The organism is Stenotrophomonas sp. YJH_SMC_94-11 (assembly GCF_059370435.1).
In genome coordinates this window covers 82984-108010 of record NZ_JCAFTR010000001.1, presented here as the reverse complement: position 1 = coordinate 108010, position 25027 = coordinate 82984, and the positions used below count along the sequence as shown (strand labels likewise).

General features: G+C 69.1%; 20 protein-coding genes. 1 reads left to right on the top strand and 19 read right to left on the bottom strand.

The window, feature by feature from the left end; translation table 11 throughout:
- Positions 1-25: 25 nt before the first annotated feature.
- Both AC5P74_RS00465 and mgtE read right to left on the bottom strand, forming a co-directional pair.
- Positions 26-2752 carry a bifunctional acetate--CoA ligase family protein/GNAT family N-acetyltransferase gene (locus tag AC5P74_RS00465; RefSeq protein WP_495204742.1) on the bottom strand — a complete coding sequence of 909 codons (2727 nt, stop codon included), beginning with the start codon at positions 2750-2752 and terminating at the stop codon, positions 26-28.
- An 84-nt stretch (positions 2753-2836) separates the two neighbouring features.
- Complete coding sequence (gene mgtE, locus AC5P74_RS00460) at positions 2837-4207, bottom strand: magnesium transporter (RefSeq protein ID WP_005420274.1); 1371 nt, start codon at positions 4205-4207, stop codon at positions 2837-2839.
- A 343-nt stretch (positions 4208-4550) separates the two neighbouring features.
- Between mgtE and AC5P74_RS00455 the strand changes: the two genes are divergently transcribed.
- Entirely contained in the window at positions 4551-6329 is a 1779-nt protein-coding gene (locus tag AC5P74_RS00455) for a monovalent cation:proton antiporter-2 (CPA2) family protein (RefSeq protein WP_206620056.1), read from the top strand.
- Between the two features lie 132 nt (positions 6330-6461).
- Here the strand turns inward: AC5P74_RS00455 and AC5P74_RS00450 are convergent, their stop codons facing one another.
- The 17 genes from AC5P74_RS00450 to AC5P74_RS00370 form a co-directional block, all read right to left on the bottom strand.
- Positions 6462-9800, bottom strand: a complete 3339-nt coding sequence (locus tag AC5P74_RS00450) for an ankyrin repeat domain-containing protein (RefSeq protein ID WP_005420279.1) — start codon at positions 9798-9800, stop codon at positions 6462-6464.
- Positions 9793-10053 carry a YcgL domain-containing protein gene (locus AC5P74_RS00445; protein WP_053498363.1) on the bottom strand — a complete coding sequence of 87 codons (261 nt, stop codon included), beginning with the start codon at positions 10051-10053 and terminating at the stop codon, positions 9793-9795. The genes AC5P74_RS00450 and AC5P74_RS00445 overlap by 8 nt, the downstream gene beginning before the upstream one ends.
- Before the next feature lie 160 nt (positions 10054-10213).
- Positions 10214-10654: a hypothetical protein gene (locus tag AC5P74_RS00440; protein ID WP_005420284.1), complete on the bottom strand. Its 441-nt coding sequence runs from the start codon at positions 10652-10654 to the stop codon at positions 10214-10216.
- Between the two features lie 59 nt (positions 10655-10713).
- Complete coding sequence (locus tag AC5P74_RS00435; RefSeq protein ID WP_005420285.1) at positions 10714-11952, bottom strand: beta-ketoacyl-ACP synthase; 1239 nt, start codon at positions 11950-11952, stop codon at positions 10714-10716.
- Complete coding sequence (locus tag AC5P74_RS00430) at positions 11952-12683, bottom strand: 3-ketoacyl-ACP reductase FabG2 (protein ID WP_049416034.1); 732 nt, start codon at positions 12681-12683, stop codon at positions 11952-11954. Before AC5P74_RS00430 ends, AC5P74_RS00435 begins: the two co-directional genes overlap by 1 nt.
- The gene (locus AC5P74_RS00425; RefSeq protein ID WP_005420287.1) at positions 12680-13135 is read right to left on the bottom strand and encodes a hotdog family protein; all 456 of its coding nucleotides are present in this window, start codon (positions 13133-13135) and stop codon (positions 12680-12682) included. The genes AC5P74_RS00430 and AC5P74_RS00425 overlap by 4 nt, the downstream gene beginning before the upstream one ends.
- Positions 13132-14316 (bottom strand): beta-ketoacyl-ACP synthase, encoded by a 1185-nt coding sequence (locus AC5P74_RS00420; RefSeq protein ID WP_053498361.1) that lies wholly within the window; start codon positions 14314-14316, stop codon positions 13132-13134. The genes AC5P74_RS00425 and AC5P74_RS00420 overlap by 4 nt, the downstream gene beginning before the upstream one ends.
- Positions 14313-14870: a DUF3261 domain-containing protein gene (locus tag AC5P74_RS00415; protein ID WP_372484858.1), complete on the bottom strand. Its 558-nt coding sequence runs from the start codon at positions 14868-14870 to the stop codon at positions 14313-14315. Before AC5P74_RS00415 ends, AC5P74_RS00420 begins: the two co-directional genes overlap by 4 nt.
- Positions 14858-16108 (bottom strand): NAD(P)/FAD-dependent oxidoreductase, encoded by a 1251-nt coding sequence (locus AC5P74_RS00410; protein WP_346607726.1) that lies wholly within the window; start codon positions 16106-16108, stop codon positions 14858-14860. Before AC5P74_RS00410 ends, AC5P74_RS00415 begins: the two co-directional genes overlap by 13 nt.
- Positions 16109-16160: 52 nt before the next feature.
- On the bottom strand, positions 16161-18515 hold the full coding sequence (locus tag AC5P74_RS00405) for an MMPL family transporter (protein ID WP_053498355.1): 2355 nt from the start codon (positions 18513-18515) through the stop codon (positions 16161-16163).
- Positions 18508-19131 carry a LolA family protein gene (locus AC5P74_RS00400; RefSeq protein WP_176746367.1) on the bottom strand — a complete coding sequence of 208 codons (624 nt, stop codon included), beginning with the start codon at positions 19129-19131 and terminating at the stop codon, positions 18508-18510. Before AC5P74_RS00400 ends, AC5P74_RS00405 begins: the two co-directional genes overlap by 8 nt.
- A gap of 2 nt (positions 19132-19133) precedes the next feature.
- Positions 19134-19565 (bottom strand): acyl-CoA thioesterase, encoded by a 432-nt coding sequence (locus AC5P74_RS00395; RefSeq protein WP_014038931.1) that lies wholly within the window; start codon positions 19563-19565, stop codon positions 19134-19136.
- A complete protein-coding gene (locus AC5P74_RS00390; RefSeq protein WP_346607727.1) occupies positions 19552-21102 on the bottom strand; it encodes an HAL/PAL/TAL family ammonia-lyase in 1551 nt (516 codons plus the stop codon). Before AC5P74_RS00390 ends, AC5P74_RS00395 begins: the two co-directional genes overlap by 14 nt.
- Positions 21092-22033 carry a lysophospholipid acyltransferase family protein gene (locus tag AC5P74_RS00385; protein ID WP_346607728.1) on the bottom strand — a complete coding sequence of 314 codons (942 nt, stop codon included), beginning with the start codon at positions 22031-22033 and terminating at the stop codon, positions 21092-21094. The genes AC5P74_RS00390 and AC5P74_RS00385 overlap by 11 nt, the downstream gene beginning before the upstream one ends.
- A gap of 1 nt (position 22034) precedes the next feature.
- Positions 22035-22805, bottom strand: a complete 771-nt coding sequence (locus AC5P74_RS00380; RefSeq protein ID WP_053498350.1) for a glycosyltransferase family 2 protein — start codon at positions 22803-22805, stop codon at positions 22035-22037.
- Positions 22795-24480: an ApeI family dehydratase gene (locus AC5P74_RS00375; RefSeq protein WP_346607729.1), complete on the bottom strand. Its 1686-nt coding sequence runs from the start codon at positions 24478-24480 to the stop codon at positions 22795-22797. Before AC5P74_RS00375 ends, AC5P74_RS00380 begins: the two co-directional genes overlap by 11 nt.
- Complete coding sequence (locus AC5P74_RS00370; RefSeq protein ID WP_049416044.1) at positions 24473-25024, bottom strand: COG4648 family protein; 552 nt, start codon at positions 25022-25024, stop codon at positions 24473-24475. Before AC5P74_RS00370 ends, AC5P74_RS00375 begins: the two co-directional genes overlap by 8 nt.
- Positions 25025-25027 lie beyond the last annotated feature (3 nt).

The window sequence follows — 25027 nt, the reverse complement described above, 5'->3', positions numbered from 1 at the left end:
GAGCGTAGGCTCGGCTCTACAGGAATTACGCCACCGGCGGCACGTCAGGCACCTCGACCTGCTGCACCGGCAAGGTCACCATCATCACCGTCGGGTCGTCCGGGTCCAGCCTGGTCTTGAATCCCAGGCTCTGGCACATCGCCAGCATGGTGCTGTTTTCGCGCAGCACCTGGCCTTCGACCACGTCCAGGCCCAGCCACTTCGCGTACTCGATCATGATCGCCATCAGCCGCCAGCCGATGCCGTGGCCCTTCAGGTCCGAGCGGATCAGGATGCCGTACTCGCCACGGTGGTAATCGGCATCGGCGTGCAGGCGCACTGCGCCCAGCATCTCGCCGCTGCGCGGTTCGATCGCTACCAGCGCGATCGAGCGCGCGTAGTCGAGCTGGGTCAGGCGCGCGATGAATTCGTGGCTGAAGTGCTTCACCGACTGGAAGAAGCGCAGGCGCAGGTCTTCGTCGCTGACGCGTGCGAAGAACGCGCGGAACAGCGCATCGTCTTCCGGCCGCACCGGGCGGACGAACGCGCGGCCGCCATCGGACAGTTCGATGGTGCGCTCCCACTCCTTCGGGTACGGGAACACCGAGAAGCGCGGATGCCCGCGGCCCTTGTGCAGGATGCGCGACGGTGCCACTGCCACGCGCGCGTCGAGGGCGAGGATGCCCTTGCCGTCGACCAGCAGCGGATTGATGTCCAGCGTACGCGCTTCGGGAATGTCGGCGGCCAGCTGTGCCAGCTTGACCAGTGCCAGCGCCAGTGCGCGCTCGTCGGCGGCGGGCACATCGCCGTAGGCCTTGAGGATGCGCGAAGCGCGGGTCTGGCCGATCAGCTCGTGGGCCAGGCGCAGGTCCAGCGGCGGCAGGGCCAGCGCCTTGTCGTTGATCACTTCGACGGCGGTTCCGCCACGTCCGACCACGATCACCGGGCCGAACGTCGCGTCATCGGCGATGCCGACAATCAGTTCGCGCGCCTTCGGGCGGACGATGGTCGGCTGTACCAGCAGGCCATCGATGCGCGCATCCGGCCGCAGCTGTCGCGCACGCGACAGGATCGCGTTGGCCGCGCTCTGCACCGCCGGCAGCGTGGACAGATTCAGGCGCACGCCGTCCACTTCGGACTTGTGCGGAATGTCCGGCGACAGGATCTTCAGCGCTACGGACGCACCGCGTTCGAGCAGTGGCTGCGCCAGGTCCATCGCCTCATGCGCATCGCGCGCATGCATCACCGGCGCGGACGGGATGCCGTAGGCCTTGAGCAGCTCGTGCGTGGCCAGCGGGTCCAGCCACTGCTGGCCGTTGGCCAGCGCGGCATCGACCAGTGCGCGCGCGGTGGCCGTGTCGACGCTGAAGTCCTGCGGCAGGCTGGGCGGCGTTTCCATCAACGCGTTCTGCGCTTCGCGGTAGCGCACCAGGTGCTGGAAGCCCCGTACCGCTTCGGCCTCGGTCGGATAGGTCGGCACTCGTGCTGCGTTGAGCGTGGCGGTGGCCTGGTCGTCGTTGCCCAGCCACACGGCGAACACCGGCTTGTCGCGATGATGGCGCGGGCGCAGGCCGAGCGTGCGGGTGAGGGCCTGCGCCGCGTCGGCGGACGAGGTAAACGCGGTTGGCACGTTGACCACCATCACCGCATCGTTCTCGTTGTCGGCCAGCAGTGCTTCGATGGCCGACGCATAGCGGTCACCATCGGCGTCGACCACGATGTCCACCGGATTGCTGCGCGACCAGCCCTGCGGCAGCACCGCATCGAGCTTCTCCACCGTGCTGTCGGAAAGGGTGGCCAGCGTGCCACGCAGCGCGATCAGTTGGTCCACGGCCAGGCGGCCGACACCGCCGCCATTGCTGAGAATGGCCAGGCGGCGACCGGGAAAGGTGCCCAGCCGCCCCAGCGATTCGGCAGCAGTGAACAGTTCGTCCAGCGCACCCACGCGCAGCAGGCCGGCACGATTGAAGGCCGCACCATACACATCATCGGCACGCGCCAGGGCCTGCACATGGGTATCGCGGCTGCCCGGCTGCACGCGCTCGGCGCGACCGGACTTCACCACCACCACCGGCTTGGCGCGGGCGGCGGCACGCGCGGCCGACATGAACTTGCGCGCGTCCTTGATCTGCTCGACATACAGCAGGATGGCGCGGGTGCGGTAGTCCGTGGCGAAGTAGTCGAGCAGGTCGCCGAAGTCGACGTCCATCGTGTCGCCCAGCGAAACCACGGCGGAGAAGCCCACCGAGCGCGCCACGCCCCACTCCACCAGCGCGGCGGCAATGGCCGAGGATTCGGAGATCAGCGCGAGGTCGCCGGCCTGCGGGAAGTGCGCGGCGATGCTGGCATTGAGTCGCGCGTGCGGCGCGATGACGCCCAGGCAATGCGGCCCGAGGATGCGCAGGCCATGCTTGCGCGCCACCGCCTCTACCTGTGCGGACAACGAACCCGGGCCTTCGCCCAGGTGCGCGGTGAGGATGATCGCCGCCTGCACGCCACGCTCTGCAGCTGTACGCACCACTTGCGGCACGATCGCCGCCGGCGCGGTGATCACCACCAGGTCGGGTACCCAGTCCAGGTCCTTCAAGCGCTTGACCGTGCGGATGCCATCGATCTCGGCGTGCCGCGGGTTGATCCACGCCACCTTGCCGGGGAAGCCGGTGCCGCGCAGGTTGCGCATCACTGCGCGGCCGGCCGAACGCTCACGCGGGCTGCCGCCGATCACCGCGACCGACTGCGGACGGAATACGGACTGCAGGTGGTAGGTACTCATGCGCCTACGGTACCCAAAAAAGGGGACGGAGGGGATTAAGTCGTTTGTGCACAAACGACTTAATCCCCTCCGTCCCCTTTTTTGTTACAGCAGCGTGCCGTGCAGGATCAGCGCGGCGATGCTGAAATAGATCACCAGGCCGGTCACATCCACCAGGGTGGCCACGAACGGGGCCGAGGCGCTGGCCGGGTCGAAGCCGAGCCGCTTCAGGACGAAGGGCAGCATCGAGCCGGACAGCGAACCAAAGGTGACGATGCCGACCAGCGCGGCGCCGATGGTGATCGCCAGCAGGATCCAGTGCTCGCCGTAGTCATGCAGGCCACCCAGCTGCCAGATCACGATGCGCACGATCGCCAGGCAGCCGAGGATGGCACCCAGCACCATGCCGGTCGGGATCTCGCGGATGGCCACCTTCCACCAGTCGCGCAGGCGCAGTTCGCGCAGCGCCAGGCTCCGGATCAACAGCGAGGTGGCCTGGGAGCCGGAATTTCCGCCCGAACTCATGATCAACGGGATGAACAGGGTCAGCACCACCGCGCGCGCCAGTTCGTCCTCGTAGTGCTGCATCGCACTGGCCGTCAGCATCTCGCCCAGGAACAGCACGCTCAGCCAGCCGGCACGCTTGCGCAGCATCTCGAAGAAGCCGATCTGCATATAGGGCTTGTCCAGCGCTTCCATGCCGCCGAACTTGTGCGCGTCCTCGGTCGATTCCTCGATCAGCGCATCGAGCACGTCGTCCACGGTGACGATGCCGAGCATCTGCTGCTGCGCGTCGACCACCGGAATCGCCAACAGGTCGTGGCGGCGGATCAGACGCGCGACTTCTTCCTGGTCCATCAGCGCGTCCACCGTCACCGGCGGATTGACCTGGGCCACGTCCAGGATCGATTCCTCGGGCAGGCCGGTGATCAGCCGGCGCATGGTCACCACCTGCTGCAGCTGCTGGCTGGCCGGGTCCAGCACGTAGATCGCGTACACAGTTTCACGCGTGCGCTCGACCTGGCGGATGTGCTGCAGGGTCTGCGCCACGGTCCAGCTGGCGGGCACCGCCACGTATTCGGTGGTCATCAGCGCGCCGGCGGTGTTCGGCGGGTAGCTCAGCAGCTTCTGGATGACCTGGCGGGCGTCGGTGCCCAGCAGCGGGATCAGCCGCGCGCGTTCTTCCTCATCCAGCTCGTGGACGATGTCGGTGGCGCGGTCGTCAGCCATCAGCCCGAGCAGGGCAGCGGCGCGTGCCGGCGGCAGCGCGGCCACCAGCTCACCGCTGCGGTGCAGCTCCGGCGCTTCCAGCATCTTCACTGCACGCGGCAACGGCAGCGCGGCCAGCGTTTCCGCGGCGCGGGCCAGTTCCAATGTGTTGAGGAATTCCACCGCATCGGCGGTGTTGTAGTTCGCCAGCGGTGCGGCCAATGCGGCGGCATCGGCCACCGGGCGCAGCAATTGCTTCTGGTTCATCGGTTTTGCCTTGTGGGGGTGCGACCTCGCGCAACGCCAACGCAGGCAAACCGTCCCGATGTCAGGCGGTGGCCATCGCTGGCGTCGAACGAGGTCGACTTCTACTGTCGCTGGACATGGGTTGGGGACTCCGGAATGCGCGTGCCGGCGGTGCGCCGCCAGCGGCGGGCAGTCTGGACCCGCGGGCCATGCAGGTCAACCCGGCATCCCTGCGCCGGGCGCCTGCCGGCCGGTTGTTCTCGTGCATACACCAACCGGCGCGCATAATGGCCGGGTGGCGCTCGCCACGCTTTCCCCACCCGAACGGACGCACTGCGGGCTTCCCCGATGACCAGGTATTCCCATGCATAGCGGCGGTCTGGAACTGGCCCTGGTGCTGCTGCTGGCGGCGGTCATTGCCGTGCCGGTGTTCAAGAAGTTCGGCTTCGGCGCGGTGCTGGGCTACCTGGCGGCCGGCGTGGTGCTGGGCCCGGACGGGCTGGGCTTCGTGCAGGACGCCGACCGCATCCTCGGCGCGGCCGAGATCGGCGTGGTGATGCTGCTGTTCGTGATCGGCCTGGAGCTGTCGCCGGCACGCCTGAAGGTGATGCGGCGCTCGGTGTTCGGCGCGGGCGCGGCGCAGGTGGCGATGTCCGGGCTGGTGCTGGGCGGCCTGCTGCTGCTCGACCACTTCCAGTGGAAGAGCGCGCTGGTGGTCGGTGTTGCGCTGGCGCTGTCATCCACCGCGGTAGGCCTGCAGCTGCTGTCCGAGCACAAGGCGATCAACAGCGACCATGGCCGGCTGGGTTTTGCCATCCTGCTGTTCCAGGACCTGATCGCGATCCCGCTGCTGGCGGCCATCCCGCTGCTGGGCGGGGCGAAGAACGAGACCCTGCGCTGGGAAGACGCCGCAGTGGCCCTCGGCGCGCTGGCCGTGGTGATCCTGTGCGGGCGACCGGTGCTGCGCAGGGTGTTCAGCATCATCGCGCGCACCCGCAGCCCGGAAGTGTTCACCGCCACCGCCCTGCTGGTGGTGCTGGGCACTGCCTGGTTCATGCAGGAAGCGGGCCTCAGCCCCAGCCTGGGCGCGTTCCTGGCCGGGGTGCTGCTGTCCGATTCGGAGTTCCGGCACGAACTGGAAGCGCAGATCGAGCCGTTCAAGGGCCTGCTGCTGGGGCTGTTCTTCATCGCGGTGGGCATGGGCATCGATCTCGACCGCATCGCCGCAGAGCCGTGGCTGATCGCGGCCGGCGTGGCGATCCTGCTGGTGGTCAAGTTCAGCCTGCTGTATGTGATTGGCCGTATTGCAAAGCTCAGTCCGCGGCAGTCGCTGCTGCTGGGCAGCGTGCTGTGGCTGGGGGGCGAGTTCGCCTTCGTGGTGTTCAACGAAGCGCAGCGCGCGCACCTGCTGGGCAACGCCAATCACGATCGGCTGGTGGCGATCGTCGGCCTGTCGATGGCGATCACGCCACTGCTGATGATCGCGCTGCTCAAGCTGCTCGGCCAGGAGAAGGCTCCACCGCGCGGGACCGCCGAGGCCGACAAGGTGGCACCGGACAACCGGCCCAAGGTGCTGATCGCCGGCATGGGCCGCTTCGGCCAGGTGATCGCACGCCTGCTGACCGCACAGAAGGTGCCGTTCGTGGCGCTGGAGGCGAACCCGGACACGGTGGCCGACCTGCGCCGCTTCGGCAACCAGCTGTACTACGGCGACCCGACCCGCCCGGAGATGCTGCGTGCAGCGGGTGGCGAGCACATCGATGTGTTCGTCATCACCGTGGACGACCCGGAGACCAACCTGCGTGCAGTGCGCATGGTGCGCCGGCTGTACCCGGACGCGAAGGTGCTGGCGCGAGCGCGCAACCGCCAGCATGCGTGGCGCCTGATGGACATGTCGGCCGAGCCGTTCCGCGAAGTGTTCGGCACCAGCCTGGAGATGAGCGGGCGCGTGCTGACGGCGCTGGGCGTGGCCCCAGACGTGGCCGAACGCCATGTGCAGCGCTTCCGTGAGCATGATGAGCAGCTGCTGCGTGACCAGTACCTGGTGTACGACGACGAGGCCGCGGTGATCCAGACCTCGCGTGATGCGCGCAACGACCTGATGCACCTGTTCGAGGCCGACGCGGAGAGCGACGACAAATAGGCGTGCCGACCAACGGTCGGCACCCACCACAGATTGAGGTTGCGGATTCCGGCAGTAGATCCACGCCATGCGTGGATGCTTTGGCTTCCGGGCACGATCATCCACGCATGGCGTGGATCTACCGAGTCCCGATCAGCCGTTGTCGCGCAGGAACCGCGCCATCGAGGAAACGCCCGGCACGCGCGGCTCGAACTCGCCGGCCACGTCGATGAAGCCACGCATCACCGCGATCTCGCGCGGGCTGCGGTTGAGGCTGTCGCGCGCTTCAGGATCGGCACCGGCGCGCAGCAGGCGCTGCACCAGCAGCGGCAGGCCATGCAGCGCGGCCAGATGCAGCGGGCCGAAGCCACGCGGGTCGCGTACGTCCAGGCTTACGTCCTCGTCCAGCAGGCGCTCCACTGCGGCCATCACCACCTGCTCGTCGCAGGCGGTACCCGGCTCGGCGCGCGCGCCCAGCAGCAGCAGCAGCGGCGTGACAGAACCAGCGGCGGCCTGGTCCGGTTCGGCACCGGCCAGCAGCAGGGTGTCGAGCAGCGCCAGCAGGCGCGAGCGGTCGCGGGCACTGAAACCGTACAGCGCGGCACAGTGCAGCGGACCCAGCTGCTGCGCGTCACCGGCATGCACGTCGGCACCCGCCGTGAGCAGGCGCGCGACGATGTCCGGAAGGCCCAGCGCGGAAGCCAGCATCAGCACCGTCACGCCACCCGGCAGGCGGTGTTCCAGCTTGGCGCCAGCGTCGAGCAGGGCCGAAACGATGTCCACCTGGCGCATGCTGACCGCCGCCGACAGCGGCGTCGCGCCACTGGCCGCCGCGTGCTGCGGATCGGCGCCGCGCGCCAGCAGCAGGTCGGTTACCGCCAGGTGGCCGCCACCGGCAGCACGCAGCAGCGCGGTGCAGCCCTGTGCGTCGACGGCGTCGACGGCGAAGCCCAGATCGATCAGGCGGCGCACTGCATCGACGTCACCGGCCATTGCGGCGGCCGGCAGATCGGCCTCGCGCAGGGTGCGGCGCGGCAACGGCCACACCCGCCAATCGAGCCAGTCGGCCAGATCGCGGCGACCGATCGACAGCGCCACGCCCAGCGGTGTCTGGCCGTCGGCGGCACGTGCTTCCGGCGAGGCACCATGCTGCACCAGCAGCTTAAGCGCGCCTTCGCGGGCCAATGCGGTGGCCAGGTGCAGTGCGGTCATGCCGTGGCTGTCGCGTGCTTCGCGATCAACGCCGGCCTTGAGCAGGGCCTGCTGCAGCCGCAGCCACCCCAGGCGCACCGCCAGCGACAGCGGCGGATCGCCCGCCGGGGAGGCGGCGAACGGATCGGCGCCACGCTCAAGCAGTTCCAGTGCCAGCTGTTCCAGGCCACGCGCGGCCTGGTCGTGCTGTGCGCAGGCAGCAAGGAAGCGCGCCAGGCCACCGCGGCCGGCCGGCGACAGGCCACGCTGCAGCATCACCTGCAACGCCGGCACCGCATCGATGCCGCGCGACAACAGCGCGAACATCGGCGTATCGGAGCAGGCATCACGCACATAGGGATCGGCGCCGTGGCCCAGCAGCCAGTCCACCGCACGCGGTTCCAGCGCCAACTCCGGATCGAGCAGCAGCCCGCCCAGTTCCTCCGGTTGGCACAGCCTGGCCAGCGCCGCCATGCCGTCGGTGTTGCCGAAGCCCAGGGCCTCGCGCAGCAGGGTCAGCGGCGGTCGGTCCGGCAGCAGGCCGCTGGCACTGGCTGCTTCGCCACGATCGGCCAGGCCATCACTGACCGCAGCCGGCAACGGATAGGACGGGTCCAGCAGGGCTACGATCGCCCAGCGGCCGGCCTCGGCGGCGTAGTCCACCGCACGGCGGCCGACCGGATCGGTGGCATCGGCCGCGATGCCCAGTTCGACCAGGCGCTTGATCAGCAGCGGCGAGACATCCTCGGCCATCGCCGCCAGCTGCACCGCATTGCGGCCTTCGCCGTCCACCGCAACCAGGTCCGGCTTGTGCGGCAGCAGGTGCTCGATCACGGCGGCGCGACCGGCACGGGCCGCTTCCAGCCACGGCGTACGCCCCAGTGCATCGCGCGCCTCCAGATTGGCGCCCGCGCCGAGCAGCACGCCGATGATCTCGACATGGCCGGCCAGGGCCGCCTCATGCAACGCACTGCGGCGCTGGCGATCGCGGGCGTCGGCCCGTGCCTTGTGCTTGAGCAGCAGCTGCACGCCCGCCGGATCGTCATCCTCGGTGGCGGCGGCGGCCAGCAGCACCGGGGTGCCATCGGCCGGTTCGCAGCGTGCACCGCGTTCGAGCAGGAAGCGGGCCAGACGCCAGTTGCCCACCTGGCAGGCCACCGCCAGCGGCGACCAGCCATCACGGTTCAGCGCATCGACTTCGGCAGCGGCATCGCGCAGCAGCGCGGCCACCCCCGGGTCGGAACTGCGTGCGGCATGGTGCAGCGGGGTGTTGCCATCACTGTCGGTGGCACGCGAGTCGGCGCCGTTGGCGAGCAGGGTCATCACCGCTTCGGGGCGGCCATGCCAGCTGTCGCGGGTCGCCGCCAGCAGCGGGGTCATGCCCCGGTGCGGCGCATTCACATCGACGCCGCGGGCAATCAGTTCGCGCAGCAGGCGCAGGTCCGGCAGCACCGCTGCCAGCACCGCCAGGCTGCGCTGGTCACGCCAGTTCGGGTCCGGCAGCGCATACGGATCGGCACCGGCCTGCAGCAGCTGCAGGCCCCGGTCGATGCGGCCCTGGCGGGCGGCTTCATACAGCGCCGGTGTCAGTTCCTGCGGCGCCATCGCCTCCAGCGGCAGGGCGTCGGCCGCCGCTGCGAACATCGGTTCGGGTTCAGCGCTGGACGCCACCAACGGGCTGGAGCGCAACGACACCAGCGGCGCAGGCGCGACCCGCTGCAGCAGCAGGTGCAGCACCGGCGACAGCAGTACGACCGCCAGCGCGGCGGGCCAGCGCGCGCTTTCCGGCAACAGGCCCGGCCAGGCCGGCAGCACCACCAGCGCGGCCAGCGCAATGACCAGCGCGGCCACGCCGAGGCCACGCCAAGCAGTCAGGTCGCGCCCCGCCAGCGCCTGCCAGTGCTGGGCCAAGCTGCCATCCAGGCGTTCGACATCGTTCCACAATGGCCAGGTGCGCCAGGCCGCCAGCAGGCCGGCACTGACCAGTACGCTCAGGCCAAGCACTGCCGCCAGGCTGCCGCTGTCACGCAGCGCTGCGAGCGGCCAGGCCAGCAGCAGCGCCAGCAACAGCGGGGCGGCTGCCCACAATGCCAGCAGCGCCGGCAGGTCCTGGCGTGCGACCACCTTCAGCGGCAGCAGCGCGCGGCTGCGGCGCCACCACGATATCGCCAACGCGAACGCGGGCTGCGCCAGTGCGGCAAGGACCGCACCCGGAACGCCGCCCACGGCGGCGCCCAGCGCCAGTACCGCGCCCGCGGCGAAGGCAATTGACAGAATGCGCGGACGGGAGGCGTCAGTCATAGTGGCGCGGCATCAGGCTGGCCACCGTCGGCGGCACCTGCAGGTAGAACCCGCGCTCGCTCATTTCGCTGCGGACCTTTTCCGGGTCAGCCTGCGCCAGGCGGCGCTGGGCATCCAGGACCACCTCCAGCACGAAGGCGAGCGTCCCCAGCGAGGTGAGCAGCGGCGCGGGCAGCGCGCTGAAATCATCGCGTCGGGGAACGTAGACGTAGGTGTCCGGCTTGAGTTGGCTTTTATAGACGTAGGCGTGCATGTCCGCGGGACGATAACCCGGGAAGAGCCATGATTGTGTCGGAAAGCCGACACCGGGGAAAGCCGTCAGCCGACGATGGCGGCGCGATCGGCGGTGTTTCGCCTGCGGGGTTCAGCAATGTGGCGGCGACGTTCAGGCTGCGCCGCCGCCACACGGGCGCTTACTTGACCTTGGCGTAGGTGCCCTTCAGCGCGACACCCGCAAGGATGGCACCGGCGTAGCACTCGTAGTTGGTGCTGCTCTTGAACTCGTTCTTCTTGTAATAGCTGACGATGTCGACCACGGCGTTGGCGCCGCGCGACTTGGCACCGTCCTGCAGCGCGCGCAGTGCCGACAGCGCAACCCAGCGGCAGGCCTCGGCATCGCTCTTGTTGGCGGCGTTGGTCTTCTTGTTGGTCACGTCTTCGCCCAGGCGCTGCTGCACGCTGACCGGCTGGCCGGCCAGATAGAAACGCACGCTGCCGTCGATGCCGGCGTCCTTGGCGGCCTGCGAATTGACCAGTTCCTGCAGGGACTGTTCGACACGCGTGTCGCGGGCGGAAGCGGTGGAAGTCAGGGCCAGCAGCGCGGTAGCCGTGGCGATCATGAGAGTGCGGCGCATCGGAACATCTCCTTGTCGAGGGTGCGGGGGTAACGGGAACGGTGTGTTGGCGCAGTGGATCACTCGCTCCAGCGGCGGAACACCAGCGAGGTGTTGATGCCGCCGAAGGCGAAGTTGTTGCTCATCACGTACTCGGCCTGCAGTTCGCGGCCCTGCCCGGTGATGAAGTCGAGCTGGCCACAGCGCGGGTCGACCGCGGCCAGGTTCAGGGTGGGCGCGAACCAGCCGGCACGCATCATCTGGATGCTCACCCAGGCCTCGAACGCGCCACAGGCACCCAGCATGTGGCCGACGTAGCTCTTCAGCGAGCTGATCGGCACGCGGCTGCCGAACACCTGTGCGGTGGCCTGGGTCTCGGCGATGTCGCCGTGGTCGGTGGCGGTGCCATGGGCGTTGACGTAGTCGATCTGCGCCGCGTCCAGGCCCGCGTCCTCCAATGCCAGGCGCATGGCCTGGGCCATGGTGTCGGCACTGGGCTGGGTGACGTGCTGGCCATCGCTGTTGGTGCCGTAGCCGACCACCTCGGCAAGGATGGTGGCGCCGCGCGCCTGCGCGTGCTCCAGGTCTTCCAGGATCAGCGTGCAGGCGCCCTCGCCCAGCACCAGGCCATCGCGGCCGGCATCGAACGGGCGAGGCGTGGTCTGCGGCGCGTCGTTGCGCACGCTGGTGGCGAACAGCGTGTCGAACACCGCTGCAGCGGTGGCATCGAGCTGCTCGGCACCGCCGGCCACCATCACCGTCTGCTTGCCGCTGCGGATGGCTTCATAGGCCGCGCCCACACCCTGGCTGCCCGACGTGCAGGCGCTGGAGGTGGTGTACACGCGCCCGGACAGGCCGAAGAACACGCCGATGTTGACCGGCGCGGTGTGGCTCATCATCTTCAGATAGGTCGTGGCGCTGATGCCATCGGTGGTGAATTCGTTGAGCATGCGCCCGAATTCGCCGGTGGCCTCGTGGCTGCCGGACGAGGAGCCATAGGCCACGCCGGTACGGCCACTGCGCAGCACCGGATGCTCATTCAGGCCGGCCTCGCGCAGCGCCACCTCGGTGGCGCGCACCGACATGATCGCGACCTTGCCCATCGAGCGGGTGGTCTTGCGGTTGTAGTTCGGCGGCAGCTCGAAGTCCTGCGCCGGCGCGGCCAGCTTGGTGTTCAGCCCGGCATAGACATCCCACTCGGGCATCGCACGCACCGCGTTGCGGCAGCTGCGCAGGTGCGCTTCGATGGTCGGCCAGTCGTGGCCGAGTGGACTGATGGCAGCGGCGCCGGTAACCACCACGCGACGATCGGCGGCCATCAGAGCATGCCTCCGTTCACCGAGATCACCTGGCGGGTGATGTAGCCAGCCGGTTCGGACAGCAGGAACGCCACGGTAGCCGCCACTTCGTCCGGGCGGCCAACGCGGCCGGCGGGAATCAGCTTGAGCGCGTGTTCAACCACTTCGTCGTTGAGCATTTCGGTCTCGATCAGGCCCGGGGCCACGCAGTTGACGGTGATCTGGCGGCTGGCCAGTTCCAGCGCCAGGGCCTTGGTGGCGCCGATGATGCCGGCCTTGGCGGCACTGTAGTTGACCTGCCCGCGGTTGCCGGCCAGTCCGGAGACCGACGACAGGGTGACGATGCGGCCCGGCTTGCGCCGCCGCACCATCGGCATGATCAGCGGATGCAGCACGTTGTAGAAGCCATCCAGGTTGGTGTGGATGACCTGGTCCCAATCGTCCGCTGACAGCGCCGGGAAGGCGCCATCGCGGGCGATGCCGGCATTGCAGACCACGCCGTAGTAAGCGCCGTGCGCTTCGACATCGGCCTCCAGAGCGGCCCGCGCAGACGCGCGGTCGGCCACGTCGAACACCAGCACGCGGGCCTGCTGGCCCAGTGCCTGGATCTCGGCGACCACCGCCTGTGCTTCATCCACGCGGCTGCGGCAATGCACCACCACGTCGAAGCCATCGCGCGCGATGCGCAGCGCGATGGCCCGGCCGATGCCCCGGCTGGCGCCGGTCACCAGCACGCTTCGATTCCCTGTCATGCCTGTCCACTCTCCAGATAGGCCATCGCGTCGGCCGGTTCGAACACCGACACGTTGGCTGTCGCCCATTCTTCCTCGCCTGCCAGGATGCGGCAGGCGAACATCCCCAATCCATTGTCACCCAACAGCTCGCAGCGCGCCTGTACGCGCAGCCGCGAACCGCTGGGGAAGCTGCTGCGCGCGCTGCTGTAGCGGCGGCTGCCGAGCAGGAAGCCCAGCTGCGGTGGCCTGCCGGCCGCACGCGCTCGGCAACCGGCCCAGGCCGCGATGGCCTGCGCCATGTACTCGATGCCGACCCATGCCGGCACCTGGTCATCCTCGACGAACAGGCCGGCCTCGGGCACCACCAGTTCGGCCTCGATGGCGTCCTGGTCCCACTGCGTGATGCGCTCCAGCAGGCACATGTCCTGGCGGTGCGGCACCACGTCTTCGATCGCGTACAGCGTGTTCATCGACGCTCCAGTGCCAGCACGGCATTGCTGCCGCCGAAGGCGAACGAATTGCTCAGCACCCGCCGTGGCGGCTGCGCAAGGCGCGTGCCCGGTGCAACCAGCGGCAGCACCGGCAGTGCCGGGTCGGCCACGCCGTCCCACCAGTGCGGCGGCAGCAGCTGCTGCGGGTTCTCGGCCAGCACGATCCAGCACAGCGCCGCCTCGATGGCACCCGAGGCACCCAGCGTATGGCCGGTCAACGGCTTGGTCGAACTGGCCGGCACGTGGCTGCCGAGCACCTGCGACACGGCCAGGCTTTCCATCGCATCGTTGTGGCCGGTCGCGGTCCCATGCAGGTTCACATAGTCCACTTCGCCGGCGGCCCAGCCAGCACGCTGCAGCGCCTGCTGCAGGGCGTCGATGGCGCCCAGGCCCTGCGGGTCCGGGGCGGACATGTGGTGGGCGTCGGCCGACTCGCCCCACCCCGCCAGGCATACCGGGCCGGGTTCGCGGGTGAGCAGGAACAGCGCGGCGCCTTCGCCGATGTTGATACCCGTACGATGCTGCGAGAACGGATTGCAACGTTGGGCCGAGACCGATTCCAGCGCGCTGAAGCCGGCCACGGTGAAGCGGCACAGCGAATCGGCGCCACCGGCGATCACCGCATCGACGATGCCGGCGCGCAGCATGCGTGCGGCCGACATCAGCGCCTTGGCACTGGACGAGCAGGCAGTGGACAGGGTCCATGCCGGCCCCTGTGCGCCACTGCGCTGGCGCACGAACTGCGCGGCGGTGCCCATTTCCTGCTGGGCGTAATCAAAGCCCTGCGGCCACTGGCCCTGTTCGGCATGGCTGCGCAATGCCTGCTCGGATTCACCAATGCCCGAGGTGCTGGTGCCCAGCACCACCGCTACGCGCTCGGCGCCATGGCGGGCGATCGCCGCGGCCACTGCCGGCGCGATCTGAGCCAATGCCACGTCCAGCAGGGCATTGTTGCGCCCGCGCAGGGCCACCGGCAGGTCATCCAGCGCCGGCAGCGGCGTGCGTACTTCTCCCAGCGCCAGGGTGTGCCCCGGCAACAGGCTCTCGTTGTCGCTGAGCCCGCCCGGCGCGTCGGCGAACAGTGCCGACGTCACGGCGGCGCGGCCAGCGCCGAGTGCACAGACCACACCCAGGTCGTTCAGGTAGATCGGTGCGCTCATCGGTCCGGCCCGGCCATGTCGATCGATTCGATGCGCAGCGCATAGCCTTCGGCGCGGTTGTCCAGCTGCACGCTGCCATCGTCCAGCCGCTGCAGGTGCAGCCACACGGTGCCCTCACGCGACAGGCTGCGCTGATGGCCATCATCACTGACCTGCCAGCCCGCCGGCAGCACGGCGGCAATGGCCGCGGTCGGCCACAGCGCGAACTGCAGGTCATCCAGCACGCGCTCGGCACGCACCTGCGGCGGCAGCCACGGCGCACGCTGCTGGGTCAGCTGCTGGCCGTCCCACTGCAGGCGCACGCCGGTCTGGCCCATCGCCTGCACCGCGAGCTGCACCTGCTGTGCATCGGCTTCCAGCAGCGCATCGAGGTCGCGCTCATGGCTGCCGAAACGGAAGTGCAGCTGCTGCTGCAGCGCCAGCGGCGCCGGCAGGCTGGCCGGCGACAGGCGCAGCGGCGGCAGCTCCACCTGTGGCTTGGGCATGCGCCCGGCACAGGCGGCCAGCAGCAGGCACAGCAGCAGGGCCGCAGTACGGAAGATCAGGCGCTGCACAGCTGCTCCAGCACGCGCATGCGGCGACCACTTTCATCGGCCACATAGGGGTTGTTGGTGTCCCAGGCATATCCGGCCAGGATGGAACTGATCATGTTGCGCACTTCGGGCTGCTGCTGCGGGTGGTAGATGATCTTCTGGAAGCCGCCTTCGTACCAGCTTTCCACGAAGCGACGGAAGGTCTTCACGCCGGCACGCAGCGGGATCGAGAACTCGGCCTCCCAGTCCACGGCCTGGCCGGCATAGCGGCGCTTGAGGCATTCACTGGCCAGCTGCGCGGACTTGAAGGCAATGGTCACGCCGGAGGAGAACACCGGATCGAGGAACTCGCCGGCGTTGCCCAGCAACGCGTAGCCGGGCCCCCACAGCGAACTGACGTTGGCCGAATAGCCGGTGATGCGGCGCACCGGCAGCACCGCCCATTCGGCGTTGGCCAGCAGCCTGGTCAGGTTGGGGTCCTCGCCGACGATGGCCTGCAGCTTCTGCAGGTCGTCACCCTCGTAGCGCTCGAAGAACGACGGCTCGGCGACCACGCCCAGCGAGCAGCAGCCGTTGGAGAACGGAATCGTCCAGTACCAGACGTCGATGTGCTCGGGGTGGGTGGTGATCAGGATCTTGTTGCGGTCGAAGTCCGCCTCGGCCGGAATGTTGTCGCGCACGTGGCAGAAGATCGCGCCGCGCACCGGGAAGTTGGACGGCGACTCCAGCTGCAGCAACCGCGGCAGCAGCCGCGCGAAACCGGAGGCATCGAGGATGAAATCGGCCTCGATGCGGTATTCACTGCCGTCCGGGCGGCGCACCGTCACCGCCGGTTGCTCGCCCGGCTCGACCGCAAGCACTTCGTCGCCGAAGCGCAGCGTGGTGCCCATGCGCTCGGCACCGCGTGCCAGCACGTTGTCGAAGTCGGCGCGCTGCACCTGGTAGGTGGTGCCCCAACCCGGCGAGAACTTCTTCCTGAAGTCGAATGCAGTGCGCGCTTCGCCGTGCACGAAGGCGGCACCGTTCTTGTACTGGAAGCCCGCCTCGACCACATCCTGCAGCAGGCCGGCCGCCTCGATGTACTCCATGCTCTGCGGCAGCAGGCTTTCGCCGATGGAGAAGCGTGGGAACTGCTGGCGTTCCAGCATCAGCACCTGGCGGCCCTGCTGGCGCAGCATCGCCGCAGCCACCGAACCGGCCGGGCCCGCGCCGATGATCAGGATTTCAGTACGTTCGACAGCATCCACAGCAGTGTTCATCGGTGCGTCCTTGTTGCTCGATCAAGTGGAAAGAAGGAAGTCGGAAACAGGTTCAGGCCGGCGGCAGATCGTGCGGCGGCGGACGGAACAGCGGCGAGATCAGCCAGACCAGGCCGATGCCGAACAGCAGGGTCAGGCCGAACGCGCGCAACGCCGGGGTCTGCGACAGGCCCAGCAGGCCGAACGACAGCCAGGTGCTGGCCGCGCCCACGCACACGGCCAGCCAGGCACTGGCGTCGCCGCGGTGCTCGATCAGGAAAATGCCGTAGTCGATGCCCATGCCCAGCAACAGCATCAGTGCCAGCACGTTGAACAGCTGCAGTGGCTGGCCGAACAGGCCCAGCAGGCCCAGGGTCAGCGCACCGGCAATCAGGGTCGGCGCGAACACGCGCCAGGCCTGGCGGCGATAGCGCAGCCACAGCGCGCCGAACACCAGCACGATGCCGACCAGCAGCAGCCCGCCCATCAGCTTGCGGTAGTGGCCCAGCAGCTGCGAGAAGTCGGCGGTGCGGTCCACCCAGCGCACACCCGGCAGGCCTTCGGCCGCCCCGCGCAGGGTGGCCAGCGCATCAGCGCGCGACAGGTCATCGACCATCACCACGCTGATCATCTGCCCGCCGACCTCGCCCACCCACAGGTGGCGGAACGGCTGCGAGGCCGGCGAGGCCAGGAACGCTTCGGCGGTGAGTGGCGCGTCCGCGAACGGCGGTCGCTGCAGTGGCTCTCCCACGGCGTCGGACACGGCCGCAAGCACACCCGGTTCAACCTTCGCAGTCAGCGCCGCATCGGCCTGCTGGCGCGACGGCGACGGCAGCCAATCGCTGATCGCACGATAGCCACCAATGCGCTTGTCGTTGGCCAGTACACGCAGGCGTTCGGTCAACGCTTCCTCACGCTGCAGCAGCTGCGCCGCGTCGGTGCCCTGCACCAGGTAGAACTGCGCCGGGCTGGGCATGCCCAGCAGCTGGCTCAGCCGGATCTGCTGGGCCATCAACGCCGGCGGCGAGGACTGCAGGCTGCGCAGGTCGTCGTTGCTGTTCAGGCGGGCAATGCCGATGGCAGACAGCGCCAGCGTGATCACCACGAACACCGTCACCGGGCGACGGCCATGCAGGCGCGGGAAGCGCTCCAGCGTGTTGCCCAGCCACTGCGAGAAACGGGTCTTGCGGATCTCACCGCCATCCAGCCACGGGAACCAGAAAATCACCGTAAGGAAGGCGGCGGCCAGGCCGACCACCGAGAACAATGCCATCTGGCGCAGGCCCGGGAACGGGGCCAGGCCCAGTGCCAGGTAGGCCAGCGCGCTGGTCAGCAGGGCCAGCCACAGGCCGGGCAGCAGGTGCCGCAGCAGCTTCCAGCGACGATCAGCCGGTTCGGCCTGGCGCGAAGCGAACCAATGGATGCCGTAGTCCTCGGCCACGCCCACCAGCGACGCACCAAACACCAGGGTCAGCACATGCACCTTGCCAAATACCAGCACGGTCACCGCCAGCGCCACGCCACAGCCGATCAGCAGTGAGGCGGCAACCAGCAGGATCGGCCGCAGCGAACGGAACGCCAGCCACACCAGCAGCAGCACTGCGGCCAGCGAGCCCCAGCCGATCGTGTTGATCTCCTGGTTGGCCTGCACCGCCGCCGCTTCGGCGTGCAGCGGCACACCCGCATGCAGGATTTCCAGCTCGGGCGCCGCCGCCCTGGCGGCCAGCCCGGCACGTTCCAGCAGCCCGTCGAGATGGCGCTCGCCGTCAAGCTGGAACGCCGACCCCGGCGTATCGAACTGCAGTACGGCCCAATGCCTGCCCTCGGCTTCGAGCAGGCCGTCATCGCCCAGCCGCAACCCCGACCCCTGCGCCTGCTGCTGCCACCATTGCGGCCACAGCGAGAGCGGGTCTTGCCGCCAATCGGTCAGGCGCGGTGCGCCCATCGGACCGTACAGCGCAGCCAACGCCTGCTCGGCCAACGCGCCCGGCTCGCTGCTCTGCAGCTGCTCGCGCTGGGCCGGGGTCAGCAGGCGGTCGCGGTACGGCGCGTAGAACGCGCGCGCCTCGTCGAACCAGCCTTCGATCGAACCACTGGGCACCAGCAGAGCACGGTCGTTGTCCTTGGCCATCGCCGCAGCGAACGCCGCCTGTGCGCGCTTGGCGGCGGCGCCATCCTTGCTGCCCAGCAGCACCACCACCTGGCGCGAGCTGCCGTCGGCGATGCGCCGGGTGACGTCACTCAACAGGCGGTCATGCGCGTCCTGCGGCAGCAGGGCGAGGATGTCGGTGTCGATCCGCGACTGCTGGCTCCACAGGCGCCATTGCTGCGCACCCAACACCAGCAGGAGCACCAGCCAGGCGATGCCCAGCCAGTGCCACCAGCGCCGCAACCGGTCCGGCCCGTTCGATGCTGCCCCCTCACTCAAAGCGGCGTGCCTCGTCGGCGGTGAGCGTGGCCGGCGCTTCGCTCAGTGCACTGAACTGGATCTGCGTGCGGTCCTTGTTGGCCTCGACGATCTCGACCTGGCGCACGTAGCGGTCACCTTGCAGGGTCAGCGACTGGAACGCCTTGGCCAGCATCGCCGACTTCGGCGTCAGCCGCAGCCGCCAGCCCTGCCCTTCACGGCTGGCCGCCACGTTGAACTGGCCGGACAGCGCCTGCACGTCGCCACTCATCAGCGCGAACATGATCGCGTTCACCGAACGCATCGCCGGCTGCTGCCGTGCATCGAGCTCGACACGGGTGCTGCCATCGCGCTGGCGGCTGAGGATGCGGTCGGCGGTGACCACCACTTCGGAGGGGAACGGCTTGAGCGTGGTCCAGATCACGCCGTGCTGGCGCGCGACCACGAACTGGCCCTGCGAGCGCAGCGGGTTCTTGAAGCCGCTGACCTGCTTTTCCTGGCTGAACTGGCCGCGCAGCACGTCCGGCCGCGCCACCGCCTGGGTGATCGCATCGATGGCGGGGTCGGCGGCCTGCACCTGCGGTGCGGCAATGAACATCAGCGCGCACAGCAGCACGCTGGAAAGACGGACAAGCATGTTCACGGCGCAGGCACTCCCAGGCGTTCCCACAGTACCGGCGGGCACTGGTACAGCATTTCCTTGCTGGCCGCGTCCACCGCGACCTGGATGGTCATCGCGCGGGTCAGTACCTGGCCGCTCTGCGCATCAACGATTTCGTACTCGATCTTCAGCCGGTTCTCCCATTCAACGATGCGCGCAATCACGCGCAAGGCCTGGTTGAACAGCAGCGGGCGCACGTACTTCACCCGGGCATCGACCACCGGCCACAGGTAGCCCGATTCGAGCATCTGCGGGTAGTCGTAGTCATAGCGCCCGAGCAGCGCGCAGCGCGCGATCTCGAAGTACTTGAAGTAGTTGCCATGCCAGACCACGTTCATCGGATCGCAGTCATGGAAGGCGGGGGTCAGCGCAATCTCGCCGACCCGTTCGATGGCCTCATTCACCGGCATACAGCTCCCAACGTTGCGCGCGGATCTCCACCAGCAGTTCCCGCAGTTCGCGATCCAGCGCGCGGTCTTCTTCAACCAGGGCGATGCGCTGCCCCAGGTCGGCGTACATGTCGGCCAGACTGCCATGCAGCTTCGCGTTCAGGCCAACCCGTTCGCGCAGCGCCAGGCCCTGGCGGGCGGCGATCAGCATCGCGGCCACCACCTGTTCAGTCAGCTCGATCACGCGCAGGCAGTCGCGCGCGGCGATGGTGCCCATGCTGACCTTGTCCTGGTTGTGGCACTCGGTGGAGCGCGAAAACACGCTGGCCGGCAGGGTCTGCTTCAGCGCTTCGGCCGTCCAGGCCGACACGCTGATCTGCAGCGCCTTCAGGCCGTGGTTGATGGCCGCGCGCGGGCCCGTGGCCGCCGACAGGTTGGCCGGCAGGCCATGGTTGTAGCGGGCATCGACCACCAGCGCCAACTGGCGGTCGAGCAGATCGGCCACGTTGGCTACGGTGTTCTTCAGGGTGTCCATCGCCAGCGCGATGTGGCCGCCGTAGAAGTGGCCGCCATGCAGGATGCGCTCGCCATCGGCATCGATCAGCGGATTGTCGTTGGCGCTGTTCAGTTCGGTTTCGATCAGCTGGCGCAGGAACGGCAGGCTGTCCTCCAGCACGCCGATCACGTGCGGCGCGCAGCGCAGCGAGTAGCGGTCCTGCAGGCGCTGTTCATTGCGCGGCGGACGCTCGCTGTGCAGGTCGCTGCGCAGACGCGCGGCGATGCGGCCCTGGCCCGGATGCGGCTTGGCCGCGAACAGGGTTTCGTCGAAGTGGTGCGCGTTGCCGTCGCTGGCCAGCACGTTGAACGCGGTCAGGCGCGTGGCCATGCGCGCCAGGTAGTCGGCGCGCTGCCAGGCCAGGCAGGCCAGGCCGGTCATCACCGCGGTGCCGTTCATGATCGCCAGGCCTTCCTTCGGCCGCAGCTTCAGCGGGGTCATGCCGATCTTCGCCAGCACCTCGGCCGCCGGCTGCACGCGGCCATCGTGCAGCACCTCGCGCTCGCCACACAGCACCGCCGCCACGTACGACAGCGGGGTCAGGTCGCCGCTGGCACCGACCGAGCCTTCGGCCGGAATCATCGGCAGCACATCGTGCTGCAGCAGCGTGGCCAGGCCTTCCAGCAGCGGCACGCTGACACCGGACATGCCGCGCACCAGCGATGCCAGGCGCGCGGCCAGCACCGCACGGGTCTCGACCGGGTCCAGGTAGCGGCCCAGGCCGCAGCCATGGTAGGTGTACAGGTGGTGCGGCAGTTCAGCCACCAGCGCCGGCGGGATGTTCACCGTGCACGAATCGCCATAGCCGGTGGTCACACCGTAGATCACGCCATCCTCGCGCAGCAGGCGGTCAAGGAAGTCGGCACCGCGCTGGATGTGTGCGCGGAACGCCGGCGCGTCGCTCAGTGCGGCCTCGCACTGGCGCTGGGCCAGGGCAACCACGTCTTCGATGGTCAACGGTGCATCGCCAAAGCGGCACACGGGTACGGCGTCAGTCGTCATGCGGAGCCTGATCCCAGAAGGGGAAGAAATTGAACCAGTCCAACGGGGACTGGATGACCTGGAGTTCCAGCCAGCGCGCGAAGCGCTGTGCCTGTTCGGCAAGTGCCGCGTCGCGCGAGCCACGCGGCAGCACGATGCGTTCGGCGAATTGTTCAAATGCCACGCGATAGCCCTCGCCCTGGTGCAGGCAGGCCATGGTGTAGACCGGGCAGCCCAGCGCCGCGGCCAGCACATAGGCGCCGATCGGGAATGGCGCGCGATGGCCGAGGAAATCGGCGGTGACGCTGCGGCCGCCCTGCACCGGCGTGCGGTCGCCGACGATGGCGACGAAGCCACCGGCCGCCACGCGCTCGGCCAGCATCACCGCGGTGGCCGGCCCCATTTCGGTGACCTGCACCAGCTCCACCGCCGCCAGCGGGTCCAGCCGCTGCAGCAGGCGGTTGAAGCGCTGCGCATGCGCGGTGTGCACCAGCACGGTGATGCGGAACCCCGGCACCTGTTCGGCCAGCACCTGGCACAGTTCCAGGCAGCCGATGTGCGCGGTGAGGATCAGACCGCCTTCGCGGCGCGCGATCTTCTGCAGCACCAGGTCGCGGTGCAGGTGAATGCGGTCGGCCGGGTAGCGCCCGCCCAGGCCGAGGATCTTGTCCAGCATCGTGTCGGCGAAGGCGAAGAAGTGGCGCAGGCTGTCGCGCCGGGTCGGCGCGCGGCCGAGCACGCCGCTGTGCGCCTGCAGCCGCTGCAGGTACTGCATCGAGGCCTGGCGCCCTACACGGTTGCCCAGCCAATGGCAGGCCACCACTGGCCACACGCACAGGCGGAACGGCCAGCGCCCGAACCAGCGGTGCACCCAGCACAGGAACAGCACGCCGGCCACCGACGTCGATTCGCCGATATCGGCCCAGTGCGGGGCATCCTGCGCGGTCGCCATCTCAGCGCTGCCCCTGCAGGCGGCGCCACAGCAGCCGCGGTGCGCGCCAGAGCATGCCGAAGAACAGGCGGGTGTGCATGCGGCTGATGCGCACGTTGTCGCGCCACACATCGAAGTGCGACACGCCATCGGCGGGATAGGTCACGCGCGTGGCCAGGTGCTCGACCGGCAGCTGGCGCCAGTACAGGCGCACCATCACTTCAGTATCGAAATCCATGCGCCGTCCGATGGTCTCTTCACCGATCAGGCGCAGCACCGGTGGCAGTGGATACACCCGGAAGCCGCACATGGTGTCGCGCAGGTGCAGCGACAGCGTGTTGATCCAGACCCAGACGTGGGTGGCGTAGCGGCCATACAGGCGTGCCTTGGGAACACTGGCGTCGTAGGCCGGAATGCCGCAGATCACCGCGTCGGGATGCACACGCGCGGCCTCGATGAAACGTGGCAGGTCAGCGGTATCGTGCTGGCCGTCTGCGTCGATCTGCAGCACGTGGCTGTAGCCACGCGCGCCGGCTTCAGCAAAACCGGCCAGCATCGCCCCACCCTTGCCCTGGTTGGCGTCCAGGCGCAGCAGGTCGACGCCCTGGCGCTGTGCCAGCGTGCGCAGCACCGCCGCGCACGCATCATGCGAACCATCGTCGACCAGCAGGCAAGGCAAGCCAGCGGCCTGCACACCGTCGACCACCGCCACGATGGCGTGCTCGTGGTCGTAGACGGGAATCACCACCAGTGGCGCAAACGCGGCACCGGCAACGGCCGGGTCAGTCCGCATCGGCGAACACCACCCTGCCGCTGGCATGTACACCGTGGCTGGAGGTATAGCGGAAGGCCAGCACGTTGCGTGCGGCATCCCAGTCCAGCTGCAGGGTCAACTCATCGCCGGGGCGGGCCACGTGCTGGAACTTCACCGCGTCCATGCGCAGGAACGCGCGCGGCATCGCAAATGCCTGGCGGCCGAAACGCATCGCCCAGTCCAACTGCGCAACACCGGGCAGGATCGCCGCCTGCGGGAAGTGGCCCTGGAACGGCCGCAGCGCCGGGTCGAGGGTCATGCGCAGCGTGGCGCTGGCGGCATCGCGGCGGTCCCAGACCGGCACCGGCATCAGTGGCTGGAACAGCGCCGCCAATGCCGCCTGGGTCACCTTGCCCTGCGCGTTGATCGGCAACGCCTGCACCAGGCGCCAACGGCGCGGCCGGGTCACCGCGTCATGCGCATGCGCCAGGCGCGCGCCCAGGCGTTGGCCCAGCGCACGGCGCGCGGCGTCGCCGCCCTCCAGCAGCGCCGGATCGGCCGGAACCACCACGGCGGCCAGCTGCTCGCGCTGCCCGGGCAGCACCAGCACGCGCACGTCATCCACTTCGGCGTCTTCGCGCAGCGCGCGTTCCAGCGCATCCAGCGAGACGCGGCGCTCTTCGATCTTGACGATGCGGTCGGCGCGGCCCAGCAGCCGGAAACGGCCATCGGCCAGGGCTTCCACGCGATCCTGGGTGCGCCACCAGCCGGGGGTTTCCAGATGCGCCGAGGCCACCGCCAGGCAGCCGTCGTCGATCCGCCACTGCACACCCGGCAGCGGCTGCCACGGCGGCAGGTCGGTGTCCCAGCGGCGCCAGGCGATACCGCCGGTCTCGCTGCTGCCATAGACCTCGGTCGGGGCCACGCCCAACCACTGCCGCACGTGTCGCGCCGCGTCCTCCGGCAGCGGGCCACCGGAGGAGAACACCGCGCGCAGGCGGCCATGCAGGCTGGCCCAGTCGAGCTGCTCGGGCAGGCGCTTGAGATGGGCCGGCGTCGCCACCAGCACCGTGTCGGTACCGGCCAGCGCACCCACCAGGTCTTCGTGGAAGAACCGACGCGGATGGATCAGGCGGCCGGCGGCCAGCGGCCACAGCACGCGGAACAGCAGCCCGTAGATGTGCTGGTGGGACACCGTGCCGTGCACCTGCGCGCCCTCCATCTGCGCACCGAACGCGGCCTGCAGCGCTTCCACCTCGCGCGCCAGCTGGTCCAGGCGCTTGCCGATCGCACTGGGCTGGCCGGTGCTGCCGGAGGTGAACACGCACAGCTCGCAGGCGCGCTCGTCCAGCGCCTGCAGTTCGTCGTCCAGTGTGGCGTCCAGCGCCGCCAGCGGGCGGTAGTCGGCCGGTACGTCGCCCGCGAAACCGCTCACCTGCGGCTGCAGCGCCTGCAGCGTGGCCGGCAGGTTGTCAGCGGCCAGGAACACCCGCTTGCCGGCATGCCAGGCGCCGAACAGCGCCGCAGCGAAGGCCACGGCGTCATCGAAATACAGGGCCCAGTCGCGGCCTTCAGCCGCCGCAAAGGCGGCGCGCCAGCCCCGTACGCGCTGGCGGAAGCAGGCGTGGTCAACCATGTCTCCGTCGCACAGGCCGACGCTGCGCTGCGGCCGCGCCTCCAGCAGTAGCCGGTCCAGGGCAATCCACTCAGCCATGCGCGTGCGCCGCCTTCACCCGCCGCCGCACCAGCCACTCACCTGCGAACAACACGCCCATCATCACGTACGCCAACAATCCGTTGTAGAGCATCCAGGCCCGGTCCGACGCGTACAGCGCGGTCAGCAGGGCCAGGCTGCCGTTGAGAACGAAGAAGCCGCACCACACCTGGGTGACGCGGCGGGTATAGGCCACCGCGAACGGGGGCAGGTCCGGCTCCTGCAGCCGCGCCAGGCGCTCCACCAACGGCGGCCCGAAGCGCAGGCTGGTGCCGAACACCGCCAGCATCACCGCATTGACCAGCGCCGGGTACAGCTTCAGCGGCAGGGCCTGGTTGAGCACAGTGGCCAGCACCGCCAGCAGGCCGGTGCCGGCGGCGGCGGCCCACCACAACGGCTGGCGCGTGCTCAGCGCACGCAGCAGGGCCAGGGTGAACAGCAGCAGCGACAGCCAGCGTGGCTCGAAGCGGCCCATCGCCAGGTACACCAGCAGCGGGTAGGCAAGCGAAATCGCTGCCACCACGACGGTACGTGCGCGAGCCATGGC